The organism is Paractinoplanes rhizophilus (assembly GCF_042664765.1).
Classification (GTDB): Bacteria; Actinomycetota; Actinomycetes; order Mycobacteriales; family Micromonosporaceae; genus Actinoplanes; species Actinoplanes rhizophilus.
Genome location: NZ_JBHTBJ010000014.1, coordinates 58447 through 77113, shown reverse-complemented (window position 1 = coordinate 77113; position 18667 = coordinate 58447). Strand labels below are relative to the sequence as shown.

Below are 18667 nucleotides of genomic sequence, written 5' to 3'. Positions count from 1 at the left end.
ACGTCCTCGACGAGCCCACAACCGGCCTGCACCTGGCGCGGAGTACGTCGGCGGAGGTCAGTCGTCCTGCTCGGAGTAGTCGCCGTTGGCCACGTCGAACAGGACGTTCACCCAGAAGCCGGGGTCGTCCGGATCGTCCGCGCCCGCCGTCACCTCCGACGCGAAGACGCGCAGGCACTCGGCGAACTGCCGGGGCGAGGCGCTCACGTAGCTCACCGACATGTCGATCCGGCTGAGATAGAGCACCTCCCCCGTCGCGCAGTCAACGACGTACACATCCTCGCTCTCCGGATCGCCGACGCCGAGTACCTGCGCTGCGACATCGGCGGACCCTACCAATCCGTTCAGGCGTTGGTGAACAGCACCTACCGCTCCGGCCGACCTCGCAGGTGGACGTTGAAACCGTATAGGATTCAGCAATGAACGCCGATTTCTCCAGGATTTTCCGTGGCCTTATGCAGAACCGCCGGCTATCGGCCAGAGCCGTCAGCCGAGCTTCTGGCCGGGCCGAGTCAACTGTCAATCAACTACTTGCCGGCACGCTTCCACCGAATCACGACATCCTTCGAGACTTTGCGCCCGTGCTGCAATTGGATGCGGCCGATCTCTTTGTGATAGCAAACCTTCCTATAGATACCGAAACGGCCGCGCGCGAGCCATATCCTGCGACTGCCGAGATAGGTCAGCTCGTTGCCGCTGCCAGCTTCTTGAATCCCGCGGAGGTCAAGCAATTGATCCAAGCTGCGAAGGCGCTCCGGGCCGAGACCCCCCGGGAGGTGTAACGCCCGGCTTCCTCATCAACCGATGGCTACGGGCCATGGCCTGCGGGATCACCAACGCACCTCTGCATGCAGTTGAGTGACCCCGCAGACATCAAGCCAGGAAGAACCAACACCAGCGGCTAACCGAAATCGAATGGATCCCAGCGCGCCTTGCTGAGGTCGAACCCATTTCGGCCGAAGGCCTCGCGTATCACAGCTTCGGTGGACGCACCTGGCCGGTAGTGACCCGAGAAGTTGTCGAATCGATTGATCACTCCACCCGGCCCCACGTCGAACGTGCCAGCGGCCAGCACGCCCTTACCTCGCGAGAGGCTTGTGTGACCAGCACCTGGCGCGATCTCCCAGATGCTCTCGTGGAACGTCCGTACCGACTTGTCGGGCATCACCACGAAATGATGGTTTCCCTCGGCCAGATTCGCACCGCTCCTCGTCCATGAATTCATGGGAATCCAGTCCTGAGGGGTATCATCCGCGCCATTTCTGCCAGGATGCAGCAGGCCGTCATCGTCACCGCAGTTGTGGACAAGCACCGGCGTGTTTCCGGCGACCACGTAGTAGGTGTGGGTGTCGCTGACGGTGAGGTTGTAGACGGTCGTGGTGGCGGCCCGTTCGGCCCGCCGGACGACGGTGACCCGGTGGCCGCCGGCGTCGCGGAGGGTCTCACCGATCTTGAGCTTGGCGGCCGGCGCCCACGCGCCGCGGTCGAGGCTGTAGAACTTGTGTCCCGCGGTGGCGGTGACTACCGCCGGCGGGCCGCCGCCACCGGCCCCGGCGCCGGCCAGCGTCAGGTCGATCAGATCCTTGTCGCCGGTGCCGACCACGGTCGCGGTCACCTGCTGCGGCTCGGTCAGGCCGGTCTTGGTGTCGGTGGCCTGGACCGTGTCGCCGGGCTGCAGCTTCTCGATCGGCTTGGCGCTGCCGTCGGCGAGCAGCACCGCGGTGCCGGCCGCGAACGAGTTGGAGGCCAGGCGGGCCTTGTTGCCCTGGGCGACCTTGCAGCTCTCGCCGGTCGACGTCTCCTTCTTCTTGGCGCGCTTGGCGTTGTCGGCGGCCTTCTGCGAGGTGGCCTTGGCCTTGCCGCCGGCGTCCTTGGCGCCCTTCGCCGCCTTGGCCGCCTCGTCGGCGTACTTCTTGCTGCCGGCCGCCTCGTCCGCGGTGCGGGTGGCCTTCTTGATCCAGCGCGGGATCGAGGACAGCGCGTTCTTCGCCGCTTTCAGCCGGCCGTACGCGTCGATCAACCGCCGGCCCACCCCGATCGCCTTGATCGCGACCTTGGCGGCCTTGAACATCTTGCCCCACGGCACCGCCTGCAATGCCGTGGAGATGCAGGCGACGATGTCGCCCTCGGTGATGCAGGCCTTCGCGTCGTTGAAGCCGACGAGATCGAGGATCAGGTTGACGATCTCGTCGCCGATCATCTTCACGAAGCCCTCGGCCTCGTCGACGATCTTCTTCGAGCTCAGCCAGTCCGGGTTCTCGGTCTGCTGGTCGCCCTCGCCGGCGGCCGGCGTGTTGCCGTCGGTCATCGCGCCGCACGCGGCCGGGTTGTTGGCGCAGCCCGAGTAGTACGACACGTACGCGTCGGTCATGCCGGTCTTGCCGTCGTCCGGGTCACGGCCGGTCGGGTCGGTCAGCGAGGTCGGGCGGGCGTTGGTGTACGAGTACGTCGACACCGCCTGGTCGCTGGCCGGCTGAGCGACCGGGTCGGCCGAGGCGAACCGCCCGGTGGACGGCTCGTAGCTGCGGGCCCCCATCGCGTACCGGTCGCCCTGGCTGACGTCCTGGTACGTGCCGGCGTACTGCATCGGGTTGGCCGGCGCGCCATCGGCGGCCTTGGTGGTCCCCCGGCTCACCCCGAACGCGTCGTAGTCGTAGCTCCACTCGGTGGCCCCGGCCGGTGAGACCACCCCGGCGATGCCGCCGAGCCAGTCCCGCAGGTAGGAGTGGGCGCCCAGTGCGTCGGCCGACGGCACGAGCAGGGCGAGCGGCTGACCGGACGGGTCGTACAGGTAGTCCCGGCCGACCGTGCCGGTGGCGTCGGTCTGCCGTTCCTGGGCGAGCAGCGCCCGCCCGGCGTTGAGGTCCCAGCTCCAGGTCTGGGTCTGGTTGTCGGAGACCGCGGCGATCCGGTTGCCGCCCGCGTCGTACGTGTAATTGGTGGTGCGGCCGTTGGCGGTGGCCGACGTCATGGTGTGGTCGAGGGCGTACGTGAACCTGTCGTTGCCGGCCTGGGTCTGATTGCCCTCGAGGTCGTAGGCGAAGGACCGGGTGTTGGTCCGGCTGCCGGTGACGTTCTCGGTGATCAGCTGGTCGGCGGCGTCGTACGCGTAGCTGGTCGTGGTGTTCTCGCCCGGCGCGTTGCGGGTCATCGTCTTGCGGTTGCCGACCAGGTCGTAGGTGTAGTCGGTCCGCTCGGCGACCGCGCCCGAGCAGGACTGCGCGCCGAAGCACTCGGCGGTGAGCCGGTTGGCGGCGTCATAGGTGTACGCGGTCGACTCGGTGATCGTCGGCTGGCCCGGCTCGCCCGTGGTCTCCGTGATCCGGGTCGGGTTGCCGACCTTGTCGCGGCTCAGGTCGAAGGCGGACAGCGTGGTGTCGCCCTTTGTGGCGGCGATCCGCGTCATCCGGCCGGCCCGGTCGTAGTCCCGGTGCTCGGCGATCCCGGTGGACGCCGGGTAGGTGATCCCGGTCAGGTTGTCGGCGACGTCGTACGAGAACTTGTACTCGGCGCTCGACTCGCCCCGGCCCGCGGTCAGTGTCCGGACCCGGTTGCCCTCGTCGTAGGTGGCGCCGATGTGCGTGCCGTCCGGATAGGTGCGCCCGGTGACCCGGTCCTCGCTGTCGTAGTCGTACTTGAACGTCTCGCCGCCGCGGGTGGTCGAGGTGAGCCGGTCCGTATCGTCGTAGGCGTACGACTGCACGCCGGCCGGGTCGGCCGCGCTGACCAGCCGGTTCTTCGCGTCGTAGCCGTACGTGTAGCTGACGCCGCCGGAGCCGAGCTGCTTGCCGGTCAGCCGGCCGAGGTTGTCGTAGGCGTAGAAGACCGTGCGGGCCGGCCGGTTCGGGTCGGGGCGGCCCGGCTCGACGATCCGGGCGGTGACCTCCTCGATCAGGTTGGCGTCGGCGTCGTAGACGTACTCACGGCGCCGGCCGAGCGGATCGGTGCTGACCGTGGTGCGGCCGGCCCGGTCGTACTCGATCGAGGCGACCCGGCCGAGCGGATCGGTCCGCTTGATCACCCGTCCGTCGGCGTCGTAGGTGTAGACCAGCGACTGGCCGCCCGGCGCGTCCGGGCCGGTCACCTTGGTCAGACGGTCTGCGTCGTCGTACGCGAACTTGGTGGTGTTGCCGTTGGCGTCGGTCTGCGCGACGGGCCGGTCGATCGCGTCGTAGGTGGCCTCGCTGACGTTGCCGAGTGGATCGGTCACCGTCTCGGGGTTGCCGGCCCGGTCGTACGTGTACTTGGTGGTGAAGTCGTCCGGGTCCGCGCCGGAGACGTTGCCCCGCGGCTCGGTGACCGCGACGACCCGGCCGTCGTCGTCGTACTTCGTGGTGACCACGCCACCGGTCGGCGTGGTCTGCTTGATCGGATTGCCGGCGTCGTCGTACTCGATGCCGGCCGCGCCGGACCCGGGACCCGAGCTTCCGGTACGGCGGTTGGCCTCGTCGAAGCTGCTGGTCAGCTTCTCGCCGCGCTCGTTGGTCATCTCGACGACGTTGCCGTTGTTGTCGTACGCGACCGAGGTGTCCTTCTTGAACTGGTCCTTCTGCCCGGTGGGCCGGTCCAGCGCGTCGAACTTGGTGTCCACCTCGACCCGCTCGCCGTTCGAGCCGTACGGCCGGTCGGCGCGGATCAGGTTGCCGTTGTAGTCGTAGTGGAAGACCGCGGTGAACAGGTCCTTGTGCGCGGGATCGGCGTTGCCCCGCGGCGACGTCTCGGTCGCGACCCGCCCGTTGAGGTCGTAGGTCCAGCTGGTGGTGTTGCCCTCGCCGTCGGTCAGCGACGCGCGCCGGCCGCCCGGGGTGTACGTCGTCGAGGTGACGTTGCCGACCGGGGACTTGGTCTCGATCCGCCGGCTCGCGTCGTCGTACGTGTAACGGCTGGAGTTGCTCAGCGGGTCGGTCGAGACCACCACGTTGCCGAGCTCGTCGTAGACGGTCCGGAACGGCTGCGCCTTGCCCGGCTGCCAGACCTCGGTGATCTGGCTCTGCGCGTCGTAGACGTACCGGGTGCGGTAGGCGTCCTTGTTGCCGCCGGACACCGTGCCGCGCGGGTCGACCACCGAGGCGAGCCGGCCGGTGACGTCGTACGTCATCTCGGTGCGCCGGCCGGTCGGCGTGATCTCGGCGGTGCGGTTGCCGTTGGCGTCGTACTCGTACCGGGTGACCTTGCCGCGTGGATCGGTGCGCGCGGTCAGCTGACCCTTGGCGTCGTACTCGTACCGGTAGCCGGTGTCCTGCTTCGGGTCGCGCTGCGCGACCATCTCGTTGAACTCGTTGTACTCGTACTTCCAGGTGTTGCCCCGGCCGTCCCGGTACGACGTGAGGTTGCTGCGGTTGTCGAACGAGTTGACCGTGGTGAACGAGAACGGTTCCGGCGCCGTCCGCGAGACGGGGTTGCCCTCCTCGTCGAAGCGGGTCTCCTCCTGGTTGCCCTTCGGGTCGACCACCAGGCTCTTGTTCAGCTTGCCGGTGTAGCGGTGGTTGGTGGTGTCGTTGCCGGCGTTCTGGCTGTAGAGCAGGACATTGTTCTTGTACCCGTCGACCACCGCCACGCCGTCCGGGTCAGTGGTGCGGGCGATCTGCTGCCCGGCGTCCCAGGCGAACGTGGTCTTCGCGCCCAGCGGGTCGAGCTGCTCGGCGACCCGGCCGCTCGCGTCGTACGTGTTGCGGATCAGCTTGTGCCCGCGCGCGTCGGTGATCTCGGCGAGCCGGCCGGCGGCGTCGTAGCCGTAGGAGGTGACGTAGCTCCGCGGGTCCTGCACCTTGAGCAGGCGCCCGTCCTGGTAGTCGAACTGGGTCGACCGGCCGTCCGGCAGCGTGATCTTGGTGATCAGCCGCAGGTCGGCCCGGGACTCGAAGCGCACCACCCGGCCGCTCGCGTCGGTGACCGTGCTGAGCAGCCCGGCCGAGGTGTAGCCGAGGGTCACCCCGAGACCGCGCGCGTTCTTGATGGATTGCAGCAGCCCGGCGGCGTCGAAGCGCAGCACCCGGCGATCCGGCGGCACCAGCTGCCAGCCGCCGTCGACCTTCAAGAGCTTTGCGCGTACGCCCGCGGGAGCGTCATAGCCGCCGCCGGCGGTTGCGGTGTAGACCGCCTCGGACCCGTCCTCGGCCCGCACCCGCACCGCGCCGTTGTCGGCGGCGATCACCCGGATGTCGTACGAGGAACTCCAGCCCGCCCCGAACATGCCGGTCGCGGCGTTGCCGGACGAGTAGTAGCGGGCGTGGTCGAACGGGATGCCGTACGAGGGCATCGCGAAGTCCCGCTCCACCCGCAGGTACGCGCCGGTGGCCGTGTTCACCGTGGCGCCGCGCAGCGCCTGGGCCACCACGGTCGGCCCGAGCACCGTGGCGCAGCCACAGCCGGCCGCCTGCCCGGCCGGCAGCGCCGGCACGTCGTCGGTCTTGCGCGGATGCGCCGGCGCGGACGCCGCGCTGGTCATCTCGGTGCCGTCCGGCGCGACCTCGGTGACGGTGACCGTGTAGGTACGCGCCGGATCGAGCACCCAGCCGTCGGCCGCACCGAAGCTGCGGCACAGCAGGGCCGGGTCGAAGCAGCGGCTCAGGTCCTTCTTGGCCAGCTCGGCCGAACGCTGCTCGGCAGCCGTTTCGGTGTCGGTGACGGTGGCGAACCAGCGGCCCCAGGAATCCGGGTTGCCGTCGTCGACCTCGGCGTCCCAGTAGACGACCAGCGAGGTGTCGCCGAGCAGGAAGCCCGGCCGGGCGATCGGCCGCCCCGGCACCGCCGCCTGCGCCCGGGCCACCGCGGCGGCCATGGTCTTGCGCTTCGCCTGCACGGCGGCGGTCGGCTTGGCCGGTGGGCCCGCGGCGTCGGCGGCGGGTGGCACCGGCGGCGCCGCGCGCCCGGCCGGCAGGCCGTGGTTCGGAGTCGCGGTGGCCGGCAGCGGGCTGTGCACCGGGCCCGCGCCGGAGGCCGCGACCGGCGCGGCGGAGGCCGGCGACGCCGGCGAGGTGACCAGGTAGGTGGCGACGATCGCCAGGATCAGGGCATGGCAGAGCAGCCGGAATCGAGCAGACACGCGCACGAGACAATCCCCCCGTGGATGTGGCGTTGTGCAGTCCACCGAGCACGCTTCCGCATCGACAAAGATCGAATCAACCGGTCAAAGAGGGGATTGACTTTTGCCGTTGGGAGCGCTCCCATCGTCGCGGCTGGACACCTCGTTCCTAGTCATGCGTGAACTAGCCGCATGACTCGCATGACTCCTTTTGGCCAAACTCCGGGCGCAGGGCCATCGTTCCGGCGCGCGGGCCGGGCCTCGACGGCGCCGCGAAGTGATCACGCTGCGCTTGTGTGAGATCAGCGCGCAGTGATGTCCCCCGTTAGAGTGACCGCCGGGGGTGTTGTGTGCGGTCCGCTCGGGGAGTCAGCGTCGTGTTCGCCGTCAGCGGCGCGACGCAGGCCTCCTGGATGTCCCGCCTGCCCGCGATCCTGGAGCGGGCCGACACCGATCTGGTACGCCTCGGTGTGGCGTTCTTCCTGCTCGGCGTGGGCACGCTCACCGCGATGCTGCTGACCGGACCGGTCTGCGATCGGATCGGCAGCCGGCGCGTGCTCGTCGCGGGCTTCGCGGTCGCTCTGCCGTCGCTGGCCGGGATCGCGCTCTGCCGGTCGCCGGAGGCGCTGGGCTTCGCCCTGCTCGTGATGGGCATCGGCGCCGGCATCTGGGACGCCGCCATGAACGTGCAGGGCTACGCCGTCGAGAGTGGACTCGGCAAGCACCTGATGAGCGGCTTCCACGGCTGGTGGAGTGTCGGCAGCATGGCCGGGGCCGGGCTCGGCCTGCTGGCGGCCCGGCTGTCGGTCGGCCTGGTCCCGCACCTGGCGGTGGTTTCCCTGCTCGCCGCCGCGCTCTGCGTGCTGAGCCTGCGCACCTTCGACGACAGCGGAGTTCGTCGGCCGGAGGAGGCCGAGGAGAAGCGCCGGCGGCCGGTCGGGCGGCTCGCGATGATCGCGGTTCTGATGTTCTGCGGCGCGCTGGTCGAGGGCGGCGCCAGCGACTGGCTGGCGGTCTACCTGAGCGGGGAGCGGCGCCTCTCGCACTCCAGCGCGGCCCTGGGTTACACGGTCTTCGTCACCGCCATGGCCGCCGGACGGCTGGCCGCCGAGCGGCCGCACCGGCACATCGGCCCCGCCGGGATGGTCCGCGCCGGGGCGATCGTGGCCGGTGTCGGCATCGGGCTGGTCGTGCTCACCACGAAGGGTCTCTGGGCATTCGCCGGCGCGTTCGGGTGGGGCATGGGCATCTGCTGGGCCTTCCCGGCCGCGCTCAGCGCGACCGGGAACATCGCGACGGGCTCCGCCGTCGCGATGATGACCGCGATCGGCTATTGCGCCAGCATCCTCGGCCCCTTGGCGATCGGCTGGCTGGCGCACGCCGCGGGGTTGGGGACCGCCTTGCTCGGACTCGTGCCGTTGGTGGTTGTGGTCGCTTTTCTGTCGCCCGTTCTCGCGTCTCGCGACGTGAAGCCCCGCAGCTGAAGCCGATCCAGCGCGGCCTCGATCGGGCGGCGCCCGTTCAGCGCGCTCCGGATCGGCCGAGCGCCGTTCATGAAACCGCGCCAGCGCTCCCGATCCCGCTGCCACGCCTCGATGTAATCGACGCAGGTCTGCGCCTTGATGAACTGCAGCCGGCCACTCGCCGCGGCCAGTGACTCCACAATGTACTTCTGCCGGGGGGTGATCGAGCCGGTCCCGTTCTCGATACGGGCCCTGATCTCCTCGATGAGCGCCAGCCGAACCGCCAGATACGACTCCCAGTACGCGCTCTCGGCGTCCGCGATCCGGCGGCCGTCGTCGAAGAGCGCGAAGAGCCCCTCGGCCAGCACGTCGCCGAACTCCTCGCGACGGGCGCGCGCGGGATTGGCGAACGGGTCGTACGGCTTCTGCAACGCGATGCCCACCTGGCTCACCGGCCGGAGCATCGTCTCGCCCAGCAGAAAGAACCAGTCCTCGTTGTAGATCTCGGGAAAGAAGGAGTCGATCCGGTCCGCCGGCACGGCCAGCGCCCCGCCGCCGATGAACGTCTCCTGCGGCGCCCCGGTCTCGCGGTTGGCGTGGCAGACAACGGAATTGTCCGGATACCCTCCAATGTGGAGTCCGACTCCGTCGTAAGCAGCCAGCAAGGCCGCGGCGCGCTCCAGGTCGGTCGCGTCCGGCACTTTGATGTCGTCGTCCAGGAACACCACGCGCTTCCAGCCGGCCAGCCGCGCGAGCACCAGCCCGGCATTGCGCTTCGCGCTGGTGTCGGTGCGCCGCTTGAGCCGCGACTCGCCGAGGACGGTCGGCGTCTCCATGGCCGGGAGCCGGGCGACGCCGGTCTCGGGGTAGTCCACCGCGATGACGTCGAGATCCGGATACCGCGTGAGGTAGCTGACCGCCTGGAGGGCGTCGGCGTGCTTGCTGCAGAGCACCAGCAGCGTGCAGCCCAGCGCGGCGGTCAGCCGACCGGCCTCGGCCAGCGCGGCCGCTTTCCGGGCACTGGGCACGATGATGGCATCGACGGATGCGCGTTCCCGAGCCGGGCCCGAATCCTGGATGAGACGCCGGTGCGACGAGTGATGGGCGTTCGGGCTCACCCGTCGCCCACCGTGGGCGGCCACTCGTGCAGCCGCACCTCTGGCAGCGTCCAGTCGGGGGTCACCACGGCTCCGTTCAGGTTGATCCGGACCCGCATCAGGATGCTGAACGTCGGCGCATCCCGAAAGCGCTTCCGAACATAGTCTTCGTTGCGATCGCGGAACTTCGCGTCGGTCAACGCACGAACGGCGCCATAGGTTCCGCGTCCGTACATGCCATTGCACAACGTAACGGTTCGTTGAGCGTTATATGGGCTGATCCCCCGAAAGAAGTGGGCCACATCTTCCACCAGCGAGCCGCCCGCCTCATCAAGGACGGGAGTGAAGGTATCGCCCTCGGCGGTGGCGAAGTAACCGGGGTCCTCGTCATTGGGACGCATCTGTTGCCGGACACGCAGATCCAGGCGCCGGGTGACGTCGCGGTTGACGGGATTCCAATCCACGCCGCCGATCAGCACCAGGTGCGAGCTGAAGTCGTCCTCGTGCATCTCCTCCGACCGCAGGATGCGGACGTCCGCGATCGGGTTCACCGCCCGGATGTGCCCGTGCACCTCGATCAGAGCATCGAGATCCGCCATGCCGTGTGAGCGCACGTAGTCGGGATCCCTGGGATCGGTGAACAACATCCGCTCCCGGTACGGGCTGGGCAGGCTCCCACTCACGATGACAATCGGCCGCTGGTCGGGAAAGAACCACGTGCCACCGCCGATGGTGTCCTCGACCGAGCCCGCGAGCGGAAGCGGCCGGGCATCGAACATGCCGGAGTCATCGCCGTACGGCGGCGTCTCCGGGAAGCGCAGACTGAGCAGCTCGGCATAGAGGCGATCCCGCACCTGGCGCTCGTCCTCGCCGAGCTCGCCCTCGTCGAGCAGGCGGGCCGGCTCGGACGCCACGGATCGCCGGGTGGCGAAGAAGGTGGCGTATCCGATCAGCCGCTTCGTGGGGGGCAGCACGGGTTTCCGGGTCGACTCCCACGAGGAGATCAGCGACAGGCTCAGCGGGCTCCGACCGCCGAGAGCGTCGGCGATCTGCTGTTGGGTGACCTTGACGCCGGGCCAGTGCTGTTGCCGCAGCGATCGCAGGCGCCGTGCGAGGCGGGCATCGGGTCGCTCTGCCGCATGCATGAGAACCTCACTGAATTTCAGTTGAGTCCAAGAAGTCTAGAGTCTTGGTCAACACTGTTACCAGAAGCCGATCACGTCGTCGCACATGACGCGCAGAGAGGTCGGCGTGAATATGATTGAATGCTGCCCCTTCTTGTCGCCTTGGTTCAGCCGCAATAGCCTGGAAGTCTGAAGTTCATTCAAGTCTTCTGAAGTTTGCAGGAGGCGTGATGACTCCGATGATCAGCCGCAGACGACGCGCTCCGCCGACGCGCGCGCCGCCGTGCTCCGGCATCCGACAACGCCCCGCCCAGGCGACTTCCTCAAGGCAACAGAGATCCGCTTTTCCGTCGGACGCGCAGACACCCTCGAGGACCGCAGCCAACGATGACCCGAGGGCGCCTTGCGAACTCTCGAGGAGTCCGTTATGTGGAACGTACGCGTTCATGAAAGGCGCGTAAAGCCGTCGCGGGGCATGATCGGCCGGGGACTTCCGGTCGTCATCGGAGTTGTCGTCCTCCTCGCCCTCACCGCCGCCGCCCCCGGGCCCGACGCTTCGCGGGCCGAGCTGACGGCCTATTCGGCCGGGTGCGCAGTCGCCCTCGTGCTGGCCGTCAAGATCTTCATCAAGCTCTTCTTCTACATCCTCAAGGCGGTCGTCGTCGTATCCGCCTTCCTGGCGCTCTTCTCGCTGGTGAAGGTCACGGTCAGCGCCATCGCCGGCGGCTGACCACCGGACCCTCGCGGCGGTCAGGGCGGGACCGCCGCGAGCCGGCGATGTCCGGACGACCCGCGATCGGGTCGTCGGGGATCGGGGACGGGTCCCGGTTCGATGTTTGCCGTGGCCCGCGGGCGGCAAGATGGCCCTCGTGGCGAGCTTCCTGTTGACCTGGAACCCGGACACCGCGCGCTGGTCGGACGCCGAGTTCGACGAGGCGGCCGAGCGGTCGGCCGCCGGTCATGCGTTGCCGAGCCGGTGGGGTGTCGGCATTCGCAAGTCGGGCATCGCGGTGGGTGACACCGCATATCTGGTACGGCAGCGTCGCGACCGCGGGATCGTGGCCAGCGGCAGGTTCGCGAGCGAGATCTACGAGGACGTGCGCTGGGACGGCTCCGGGCGCACGACCACGTACGCCGACGTCCGGTTCGACGTGATCGTGCCGCTGGTCGACCGACTGCCGGTCGTCCTGCTGAAGCACCAGGTTCCGGCGGTGCCGTGGGACCACCTGCAGGGCTCCGGCGTCCGGGTGCCGGCCCGCAGCGAGCCCGGCCTCGAAGCGCTGTGGCTGGCCCACGCCGGCCAGGGCCGGGGATAGCACGCCGCCAGCGCGGTCCACCCGGTCTGGTGCCAGGCGCCCAGGCCCACGCCAGAATGCGCAACAGCTGGTCCTGCCCCACCATCGACAGCAGGAAGTCGAAGTCTGCCTGGTCGCGGCTATGCCGCCGGTGCCGCGGTTCCGTCGCGCGGGGCGGCTGCGGCGCTGGGCGCCGTGCCGGTCGGGTCGGCGGTTGTCGGGCTCGAAGTGGATGACGTCGTGGCCGGCGAGGCCGAACGCGACCGCGACGAGCTCGGGTATGGCGCGCTGGTGCGTCGCTTCCGTGCGGTGGCCGACCCCTCGGTCGGCTCGAGCCTCGGCGAAGCGGATTGCCGGGCCGGCGCCGAGGCCGACGATGCCTCGACGGCGGCCGATTCGCCGCCCGGCGGCCGCAACGCGTAGAGGTTGCCGCTCTCGCTGACCGCGAAGAGTCCAGCGGCATCGCCACTGACCGCGAGGTCGAACCGGTCGCCCGTCACGTTCTGCCACCGCAGGCTGCCGGTGCGGGCGTCCAGCCCGACGAGCCGCCCGTCCGGATAGGCCACGTCCACCTCGCCGCCGCGCACCAGCGGGATGCCGGCCGCGCCGCCCGGCTGGGGCCGGTAGCGCCAGCGCACCTGCGATGTCCGGACGTCCCACGCGCCGATCGACCCGTCCGCGCCGGCGGTGAAGACCACCCCGTCGCCGCCGCCCGCGATCCGGGAGATCGAGACCTCGTCGGCGATGCCGTCCAGCTCGGCGCCGTCCTTCAGCTCCACGCAACGGACGGTGCCGTTGTCGATCGCCACGCACGCCGTGTCACCGGCGGCGATCGGACCGTCGGTCACCGTACCCACTTCGGCCCGCCACCGCAGCGCTCCGTGGTCGCTCACGCCGTTGAGCTTGCCGTCGCCGGAGGCGACGACCACGACGCCGTCGCTCACGACGGGCGAGGCGCCGATCTTTCCCTCGGTCCACGCACGCCAGCGTCGGTGTTTCTCTCCAATCTCGTACGCGTAGAGCACACCGTCCGCGCCGCCCGCGTAGACCCGTTCCGCGTCCACGGCCGGCCGCGCCGGCACCTCGTGGCCGGTGTCCCGGTGCCAGAGCTCGCTGCCGTACGTGGCGTCCACGGCGACGATCCGTCCCGCGCCGGTGACCGCGTAGGCGACGCCGTCCCGGATCGTGGTGTCCGCCCGCGCCCCGGGCCCGAGCTCCATCTCCCAGGCGAGCGCGCCGTCGGTGCGCCGGTACGCCCGCAGCTTCCCGTCCCGCCCGCTGACCACGATCCACTGGCCGCTCACGCCGGGCGGCTCGACCGCCGGCACTCCGGTGTTGACCCGCCAGACCACCTGCGCGCCCGGCTGGACCGCCGACGACGCGACGGTCGCGCCGCCGCTCCCGGCCTGGCCGTCACGCCCGTCGCCCCAGGGCCAAGCGGCTACCGCGGTCACCGCCGTGACGGTCAGCAGCACCGCGGCGAACCCGCCCACGATCGGCCACCGATAGGCCCGCCATCGCGACCGCCCGCCCCCGGACCCGCCGGCTCCCCACCCACCCGTCGTGGGCCCACCAGCCCGCGGCGGCCGGCCGCCCGTGGCCGACCTCAGCGGCGGCGAATAAACCCCCGGATCCCCGGCGGGCGCCGACGGCCCGGCCGCATCTGGCGTCCCGGCCGCATCCGGCGGCATCTGCACACCGGGCGGCGGCACCGACACCGGCAGGCTCGCCACCGGCGCGCGCGGAAGCCGCCCAGGTTGATCCGGCGGCGCGGACGCCCCAGCAGCGGGAGCCGCCGCAGCAGAAGCCGCCGCAGCCCCTGCGGCAGGAGCCGCCGCAGCAGAAGCCGCAGCGGGAGCCACCGGCGAGCCGGGCAAGACCGGCGGCCCAGACGCCGGTGCACCGGAAGCCGGCACACCGGAGGCAGCGGCCACCGCCTCCGCGGCCTTCCGGGGTGGCGGCAGCACGACGAACGACGCCGACGCCTTCGCACCCGGCGCCGCACCCGGGCCGCTGAGCCGGGCCGCCCCCAGCGCGATACCCAGCTCCGGCTGTTCGTCCAGCACGACCGGCCGCCCGAACGCCTCCGACACCGTCAGGCCGACCAGGGGGATCCGGGACGACCCGCCGGCCAGCACCACGCAGCGCAGCGCCGACGCGTCGACCGCGGCCGACCGCAGCGCGCGGCGCATGGCCTCGACCGTCTCGTCCAGGGCGGGGGAGATCATCGCCTCGAAGTCGGAGCGGCGGATGCGCACCCGGGTGTGCAGGCGCGGCAGCGCGACCCCGATCTCGGCCTCGGTGTCGAACGACAGGCTCTCCTTGGCCTCCACGCACTCGCGTCGCAGCCGGGTCAGGGCCTCGGTCACCGCGGCGTCCTCGAGGTCGAGGCCGGCGAGCCGATCGCCCAGGGCGGACCGCACGTGCTCGAGCACCGCCTCGTCGAAGTCGATGCCGCCGAGCTGCTCGACGCCCTGCGGCTCGCCGAGCACGTCGAAGCCGTCCGCGGTCTTGCGCAGCACCGCCGCGTCAAAGGTGCCGCCGCCCAGGTCGTACACGGCGATGGTCTCGCCGGCCGCGACCCGCGCCGTCCCGGCGTACCGCACCGCCGCCGCCTCCGGCTCGGTCCGCAACGAAAGCCGCGAAGAAACGGACGGCAGGCCGGCGAGCCGCACCGCCTCCTCGAGCCGCTCCCGCTTGTACGGTCCCCAGTTCGCCGGGTAGGTCAGCACGATCCGGCTCGGCGGCCCGCCACGCGCGTCGGTCACCGCCGCGACGACGTGCCGCAGCAGCCGCGCGGTCAGCTCATGCGCTGCCAGCGGCGTGTCGCCGAGCCGGACCGGCACGGGATCGCCCATCCGGCGCTTGAACTCGCGGGCCAGCCGGGTCGGCTCGGCCTCGCCGCGGCGCTGGGCCGCCTCGCCGATCAGCACCTCGCCGTCGTCGCGCAGGAACACCAGCGAGGGCATCTCCGGCCCCCGCCCGCCCAGCCGGACAGTCTCGAGCACGCCGTCCACGTTGACCGCGGCGGCGGTGTAGGTCGTCCCGAGGTCCACCCCGAGGCCGTACTCCATTCCCCGGATGCTATGCGGCAGAGGCGAACGTGAATATCCCTCAACCGAATACTCAGCCGAGCCAGCCGGGGCGGATCAGACCCGCCTCGTACGCGTAGACGACCAGCTGCGCGCGGTCGCGGGCACCCAGCTTGATCATCGTGCGGCTCACGTGGGTTTTCGCGGTCGCCGGGCTGATCACCAGGCGGGCGGCGATCTCGTCGTTGGACAGACCCTCGGCGACCAGCACCAGGACCTCCCGCTCGCGCTCGGTGAGCTGGTCGAGCTGGGCCGGCGGGGCCACCGCCCGGCTCGGCCCGCCCTTGCCGGCGAACTCGCCGATCACCCGCCGGGTCACGCTCGGCGAGAGCAGGGCGTCGCCGGCCGCCACGGCCCGGATCCCGCGCAGCAGCTCGACCGGCTCGGTGTCCTTGACCAGGAACCCGGAGGCGCCGGTGCGCAGCGCCTCGAAGACGTACTCGTCGAGCTCGAACGTGGTCAGGATGACCACCCGGGTCTCGGCCAGCGCCGGGTCGGCCGCGATCCGCTTGGTGGCCTCGAGTCCGTCCACGCCCGGCATCCGGATGTCCATCAGCACCACGTCGGGATGCGTCTGCTGGGCCTGCTTGACCGCCTCGAGCCCGTCGGACGCCTCGGCCACCACCCGGATGTCGGGCTCCGCGTTGAGCAGGGCCCGGAACCCGGCCCGCACCAGCGCCTGGTCGTCCGCCAGCAACACCGAGATCATCCGGCCCTCCCGCCGTCGGGGTCGTGCTCATTGTCGGGCGTCGGCAACAGCACCGACACCAGGAACCCGCCCTCGACCGGCCCGGCCTCGACGCTGCCGCCGAGGCTCTGCGCCCGCTCGCGCATCCCGCCGATGCCGGTGCCCTCGGCCGACGGCGCGCCGGAATCCACGAAGGCGCCCTCGTTGCGGATCGCCAGATGCAGCGCGGTGGGCAGATAGTCGACCGCCACCGAGGCGGTCGCGCCCGGCCCGGCGTGCTTGCGCACGTTGGTGAGCGCCTCCTGCACGATCCGGTACGCCGCGCGGTCGACCTCGGGCGGCAGCACGCGCGGGGCACCGGTCACCTTCGTCGAGATCGGCAGCCCGGCGTCCGCGGTCAGCTCGTCGAGCCGGCTCAGGCCGAGCGAGGGCTGCCGGGGCGCGGCCTCGCCCTCGGCGCGCATCACGTCGAGAACCGCGCGCACCTCGCGCAGCGCCTCCGAGCTGGCCGTCTTGATCGCGGTGAGCGCCTCGCGGGCCTGCTCGGGACGGCTGTCCATCAGGTGCAGCCCGACCCCGGCCTGCACGTTGATCAATGAGAGGTGATGGCCGAGCACGTCGTGCAGCTCGCGGGCCATGCGCAGCCGTTCCTCGGACGCCTGCCGGCGCTCCTGCTCCGCCTTGGCCCGGGCCCGCTCGGCCCGCACCTTCATCATCTCGGCCATGTGCTCGCCGCGGACCTTCGCCGCCCCGCCCAGGAAGATCAGCACCGCCATCCCGACCGCGAGCAGCACCAGCGACGCGAGGTCCGCGTGGGCGCCGGCGGGCAGGCCGAGCCGATCGGCGAAGACCCAGCAGGTCACGAAGTACGCGACGTAGGCCACCGCGGCGGACGCGATGGCCGAGCGGGCCCGCCCCAGGCGCGCCAGATTGAACAGCGCGATGCCCGGCGCGACCGCGATGGTCCATCGCGGCGCCGAGAACGTGGCGAAGCCGAGCGACGCGAGAGCGGAAACCGCGAAGGCGGTGACCGGAAACCGCCACCGCCCCAGCAGGGCCGCCGGCCCCACCAGCAACAGCGCGTAGACCCAGAAGGTCATCGGCCGGTAGACGCCGCCGTCGGAGAACGCGTTGTTGGCCCCCACCACCTGGAAGAACCCGGCGATGACCGCGGCGCCGACCCCGACGCGCCGGTGCCGCCGATACTCCCCCGACGTGAACCGCCCGGTGCGGCGGTCCGGCCGCCACGGCGGACCCCACGGGCGCTCGTCTTCCATGCGGCGAACCTACGGCACCGGGCCGGCTTGCCGCATCGGAGCGCGGTCGTACTCCCCCGGTCGTATGCGCCGTGCCGACGGCGTACGGAAAACGGGTTTAATCCAGCGAAAAGCCGCAGCCGATGATGCGACGCCGAGCCGACGCCCGCCGGGCGGCGAAGGCCGACTCTGGTATCACGACGCCCCACGAGGAGGAGTAATGAACGAGAACACGACGAGCGGCCCGGCCCGGATGCGCACCTCCGACCAGGAACGCGAGCGGATCGCCGAGATCCTGCGCGCCGCCATGGCCGAGGGCCGCCTCACGCTCGAGGAGGGCGAGGAGCGCCTGGCCGCCGCGTACGCCGCGAAGTTCCGCGACGAGCTCGGCCCGCTGACCGCCGATCTCCCCGACGGCGGCCGGAGCGCCCTGGCCGACACGCCGCAGGCGCGTGTCGCGACACGCCGGCACCTGCGGCGCCACGCCGGTTTCGTGGTCGTGGTCGCGCTGTTCCTGACCGGCCTGTGGGCGCTGTCGGGCGCGCACTTCTTCTGGCCGGCCATCCCGCTGCTGTTCCTGGTCATGGGTCTGGCCCGGCACGCACGCTGGCGCCACTACGCCGATCACTATGCGCCGCACCACCACGTGGCGCCCTGGAACAGGTGAACCACGACACTCCCCAGTGGACGTGTCGGTTGTTGATCACCCCTTCCCGCTCTGCCAGAGTGACCGGGTTTGCGCGGGGAGGGTGGTCAATACCGATGATGGGACCGTCGCACGCTCTGTCGGGAGCGGCAGCCTGGCTGGCCGGAAGCTGGGCGCTGGACGCCTTCGCGGGCTACGGTCAGTCACCGCTGGCGATCGCCGTCGGCGCCACGGTCTGCGCGGGCGGCGCGCTGCTGCCCGATCTCGATCTCTCCGGCAAGGTCACCCGCAACCAGGGCGGCGCCACCGTGGCCCGCACCTTCGGCGTCCTGTCGCTGTTCGTGGCCGAGGTCATCGAGAAGATCTCGCTCGGCATCTACACCGCGACCCGCCTGAGCAAGGACCCGCGCCGCAACAACGGCCACCGCACCTTCACCCACACGCTGCCCTTCGCCGCGCTCGTCGGCTGGGGCACCACCGCCCTGGCCACGCACTACGGCAAGTGGGCGGTCGTCGGCATCATCTTCTTCATGGCCGGCCTCGCGCTGCGCGGCCTGTTCGACGAGTGGGCCGAGCGCGCCGGCTGGGTGATCGTCACGCTCTGCTCGGCCGCGATCGCCTGGTTCACCGCGGCCGCCCTGCCCGGCGACCGCGGTTATCCGATGCTCGGTCTCGCGGTCGGCGTGGGCTGTGTCGTGCACCTGCTGGGCGACATCATCACCTCCGCCGGGGTGCCGATCCTCTGGCCGATCCCCACCGGCCGGCGCATGTGGCGCATGGTCGGCGTGCCGAACGGCATCGCCGTCCGGGTGGGCGGCAAGACCGAGACGATCGTCCTGCGCACGGCGTTCACCGTGGTGGCGCTGCTGGCGATCGCCGCGATGTTCGCTCCCGGGCTGCTGCATCGCTTCGAATTGGACGCTTGGGCGGGCGAGCGATAAGGCCGTCGCCGGTCACCCTTGGCGACGCGTTTTCCGTACGG

Annotated in this window: 12 protein-coding genes; 6 read left to right on the top strand and 6 right to left on the bottom strand. The window is 70.8% G+C overall.

From position 1 onward, the window contains the following. Window positions 1–57: 57 nt before the first annotated feature. Window positions 58–276 carry a hypothetical protein gene (locus ACFQS1_RS20300; protein ID WP_378970790.1) on the bottom strand — a complete coding sequence of 73 codons (219 nt, stop codon included), beginning with the start codon at window positions 274–276 and terminating at the stop codon, window positions 58–60. Between the two features lie 143 nt (window positions 277–419). Here ACFQS1_RS20300 and ACFQS1_RS20295 point away from each other — a divergent pair, with 143 nt between their 5' ends. Then, window positions 420–782: a hypothetical protein gene (locus ACFQS1_RS20295; protein ID WP_378970544.1), complete on the top strand. Its 363-nt coding sequence runs from the start codon at window positions 420–422 to the stop codon at window positions 780–782. Between the two features lie 119 nt (window positions 783–901). On the opposite strand, the gene ACFQS1_RS20290 is transcribed toward ACFQS1_RS20295, so the two are convergent. Next, window positions 902–7045 (bottom strand): DUF6531 domain-containing protein, encoded by a 6144-nt coding sequence (locus ACFQS1_RS20290; protein ID WP_378970542.1) that lies wholly within the window; start codon window positions 7043–7045, stop codon window positions 902–904. A gap of 356 nt (window positions 7046–7401) precedes the next feature. Here ACFQS1_RS20290 and ACFQS1_RS20285 point away from each other — a divergent pair, with 356 nt between their 5' ends. Beyond that, complete coding sequence (locus tag ACFQS1_RS20285) at window positions 7402–8508, top strand: MFS transporter (RefSeq protein ID WP_378970539.1); 1107 nt, start codon at window positions 7402–7404, stop codon at window positions 8506–8508. 1093 nt (window positions 8509–9601) lie between these two features. Here ACFQS1_RS20285 and ACFQS1_RS20280 read toward each other — a convergent pair. Continuing rightward, a complete protein-coding gene (locus ACFQS1_RS20280; RefSeq protein ID WP_378970535.1) occupies window positions 9602–10729 on the bottom strand; it encodes an XRE family transcriptional regulator in 1128 nt (375 codons plus the stop codon). 454 nt (window positions 10730–11183) lie between these two features. On the opposite strand from ACFQS1_RS20280, the gene ACFQS1_RS20275 reads away from it, so the two are divergent. After that, window positions 11184–11438: a hypothetical protein gene (locus ACFQS1_RS20275; RefSeq protein WP_378970533.1), complete on the top strand. Its 255-nt coding sequence runs from the start codon at window positions 11184–11186 to the stop codon at window positions 11436–11438. 139 nt (window positions 11439–11577) lie between these two features. Then, window positions 11578–12024 carry a hypothetical protein gene (locus ACFQS1_RS20270; protein ID WP_378970531.1) on the top strand — a complete coding sequence of 149 codons (447 nt, stop codon included), beginning with the start codon at window positions 11578–11580 and terminating at the stop codon, window positions 12022–12024. Between the two features lie 119 nt (window positions 12025–12143). Here ACFQS1_RS20270 and ACFQS1_RS20265 read toward each other — a convergent pair whose 3' ends face one another. The 3 genes from ACFQS1_RS20265 to ACFQS1_RS20255 are packed head-to-tail and all read right to left on the bottom strand — an operon-like array spanning window position 12144 to window position 17060. Beyond that, entirely contained in the window at window positions 12144–15077 is a 2934-nt protein-coding gene (locus ACFQS1_RS20265; RefSeq protein WP_378970529.1) for an Hsp70 family protein, read from the bottom strand. A 52-nt stretch (window positions 15078–15129) separates the two neighbouring features. Beyond that, window positions 15130–15804, bottom strand: a complete 675-nt coding sequence (locus ACFQS1_RS20260; RefSeq protein WP_378970527.1) for a response regulator — start codon at window positions 15802–15804, stop codon at window positions 15130–15132. Then, the gene (locus ACFQS1_RS20255; protein WP_378970525.1) at window positions 15801–17060 is read right to left on the bottom strand and encodes a sensor histidine kinase; all 1260 of its coding nucleotides are present in this window, start codon (window positions 17058–17060) and stop codon (window positions 15801–15803) included. The genes ACFQS1_RS20260 and ACFQS1_RS20255 overlap by 4 nt, the downstream gene beginning before the upstream one ends. A 199-nt stretch (window positions 17061–17259) precedes the next feature. On the opposite strand from ACFQS1_RS20255, the gene ACFQS1_RS20250 reads away from it, so the two are divergent. Both ACFQS1_RS20250 and ACFQS1_RS20245 read left to right on the top strand, forming a co-directional pair. Beyond that, entirely contained in the window at window positions 17260–17706 is a 447-nt protein-coding gene (locus ACFQS1_RS20250) for a DUF1707 domain-containing protein (protein ID WP_378970522.1), read from the top strand. 95 nt (window positions 17707–17801) lie between these two features. After that, a complete protein-coding gene (locus ACFQS1_RS20245) occupies window positions 17802–18626 on the top strand; it encodes a metal-dependent hydrolase (protein ID WP_378970520.1) in 825 nt (274 codons plus the stop codon). Window positions 18627–18667: the final 41 nt, after the last annotated feature.

Bases quoted from the DNA above. Each gene is read 5' to 3' on its own strand.
- ACFQS1_RS20245 (WP_378970520.1), top strand. From the start codon at position 17,802: ATGATGGGACCGTCGCACGCTCTGTCGGGAGCGGCAGCCTGGCTGGCC.
- ACFQS1_RS20250 (WP_378970522.1), top strand. From the start codon at position 17,260: ATGAACGAGAACACGACGAGCGGCCCGGCCCGGATGCGCACCTCCGAC.
- ACFQS1_RS20275 (WP_378970533.1), top strand. From the start codon at position 11,184: ATGATCGGCCGGGGACTTCCGGTCGTCATCGGAGTTGTCGTCCTCCTC.
- ACFQS1_RS20265 (WP_378970529.1), bottom strand. From the start codon at position 15,077: ATGGAGTACGGCCTCGGGGTGGACCTCGGGACGACCTACACCGCCGCC.
- ACFQS1_RS20260 (WP_378970527.1), bottom strand. From the start codon at position 15,804: ATGATCTCGGTGTTGCTGGCGGACGACCAGGCGCTGGTGCGGGCCGGG.
- ACFQS1_RS20255 (WP_378970525.1), bottom strand. From the start codon at position 17,060: ATGGAAGACGAGCGCCCGTGGGGTCCGCCGTGGCGGCCGGACCGCCGC.
- ACFQS1_RS20295 (WP_378970544.1), top strand. From the start codon at position 420: ATGAACGCCGATTTCTCCAGGATTTTCCGTGGCCTTATGCAGAACCGC.
- ACFQS1_RS20280 (WP_378970535.1), bottom strand. From the start codon at position 10,729: ATGCATGCGGCAGAGCGACCCGATGCCCGCCTCGCACGGCGCCTGCGA.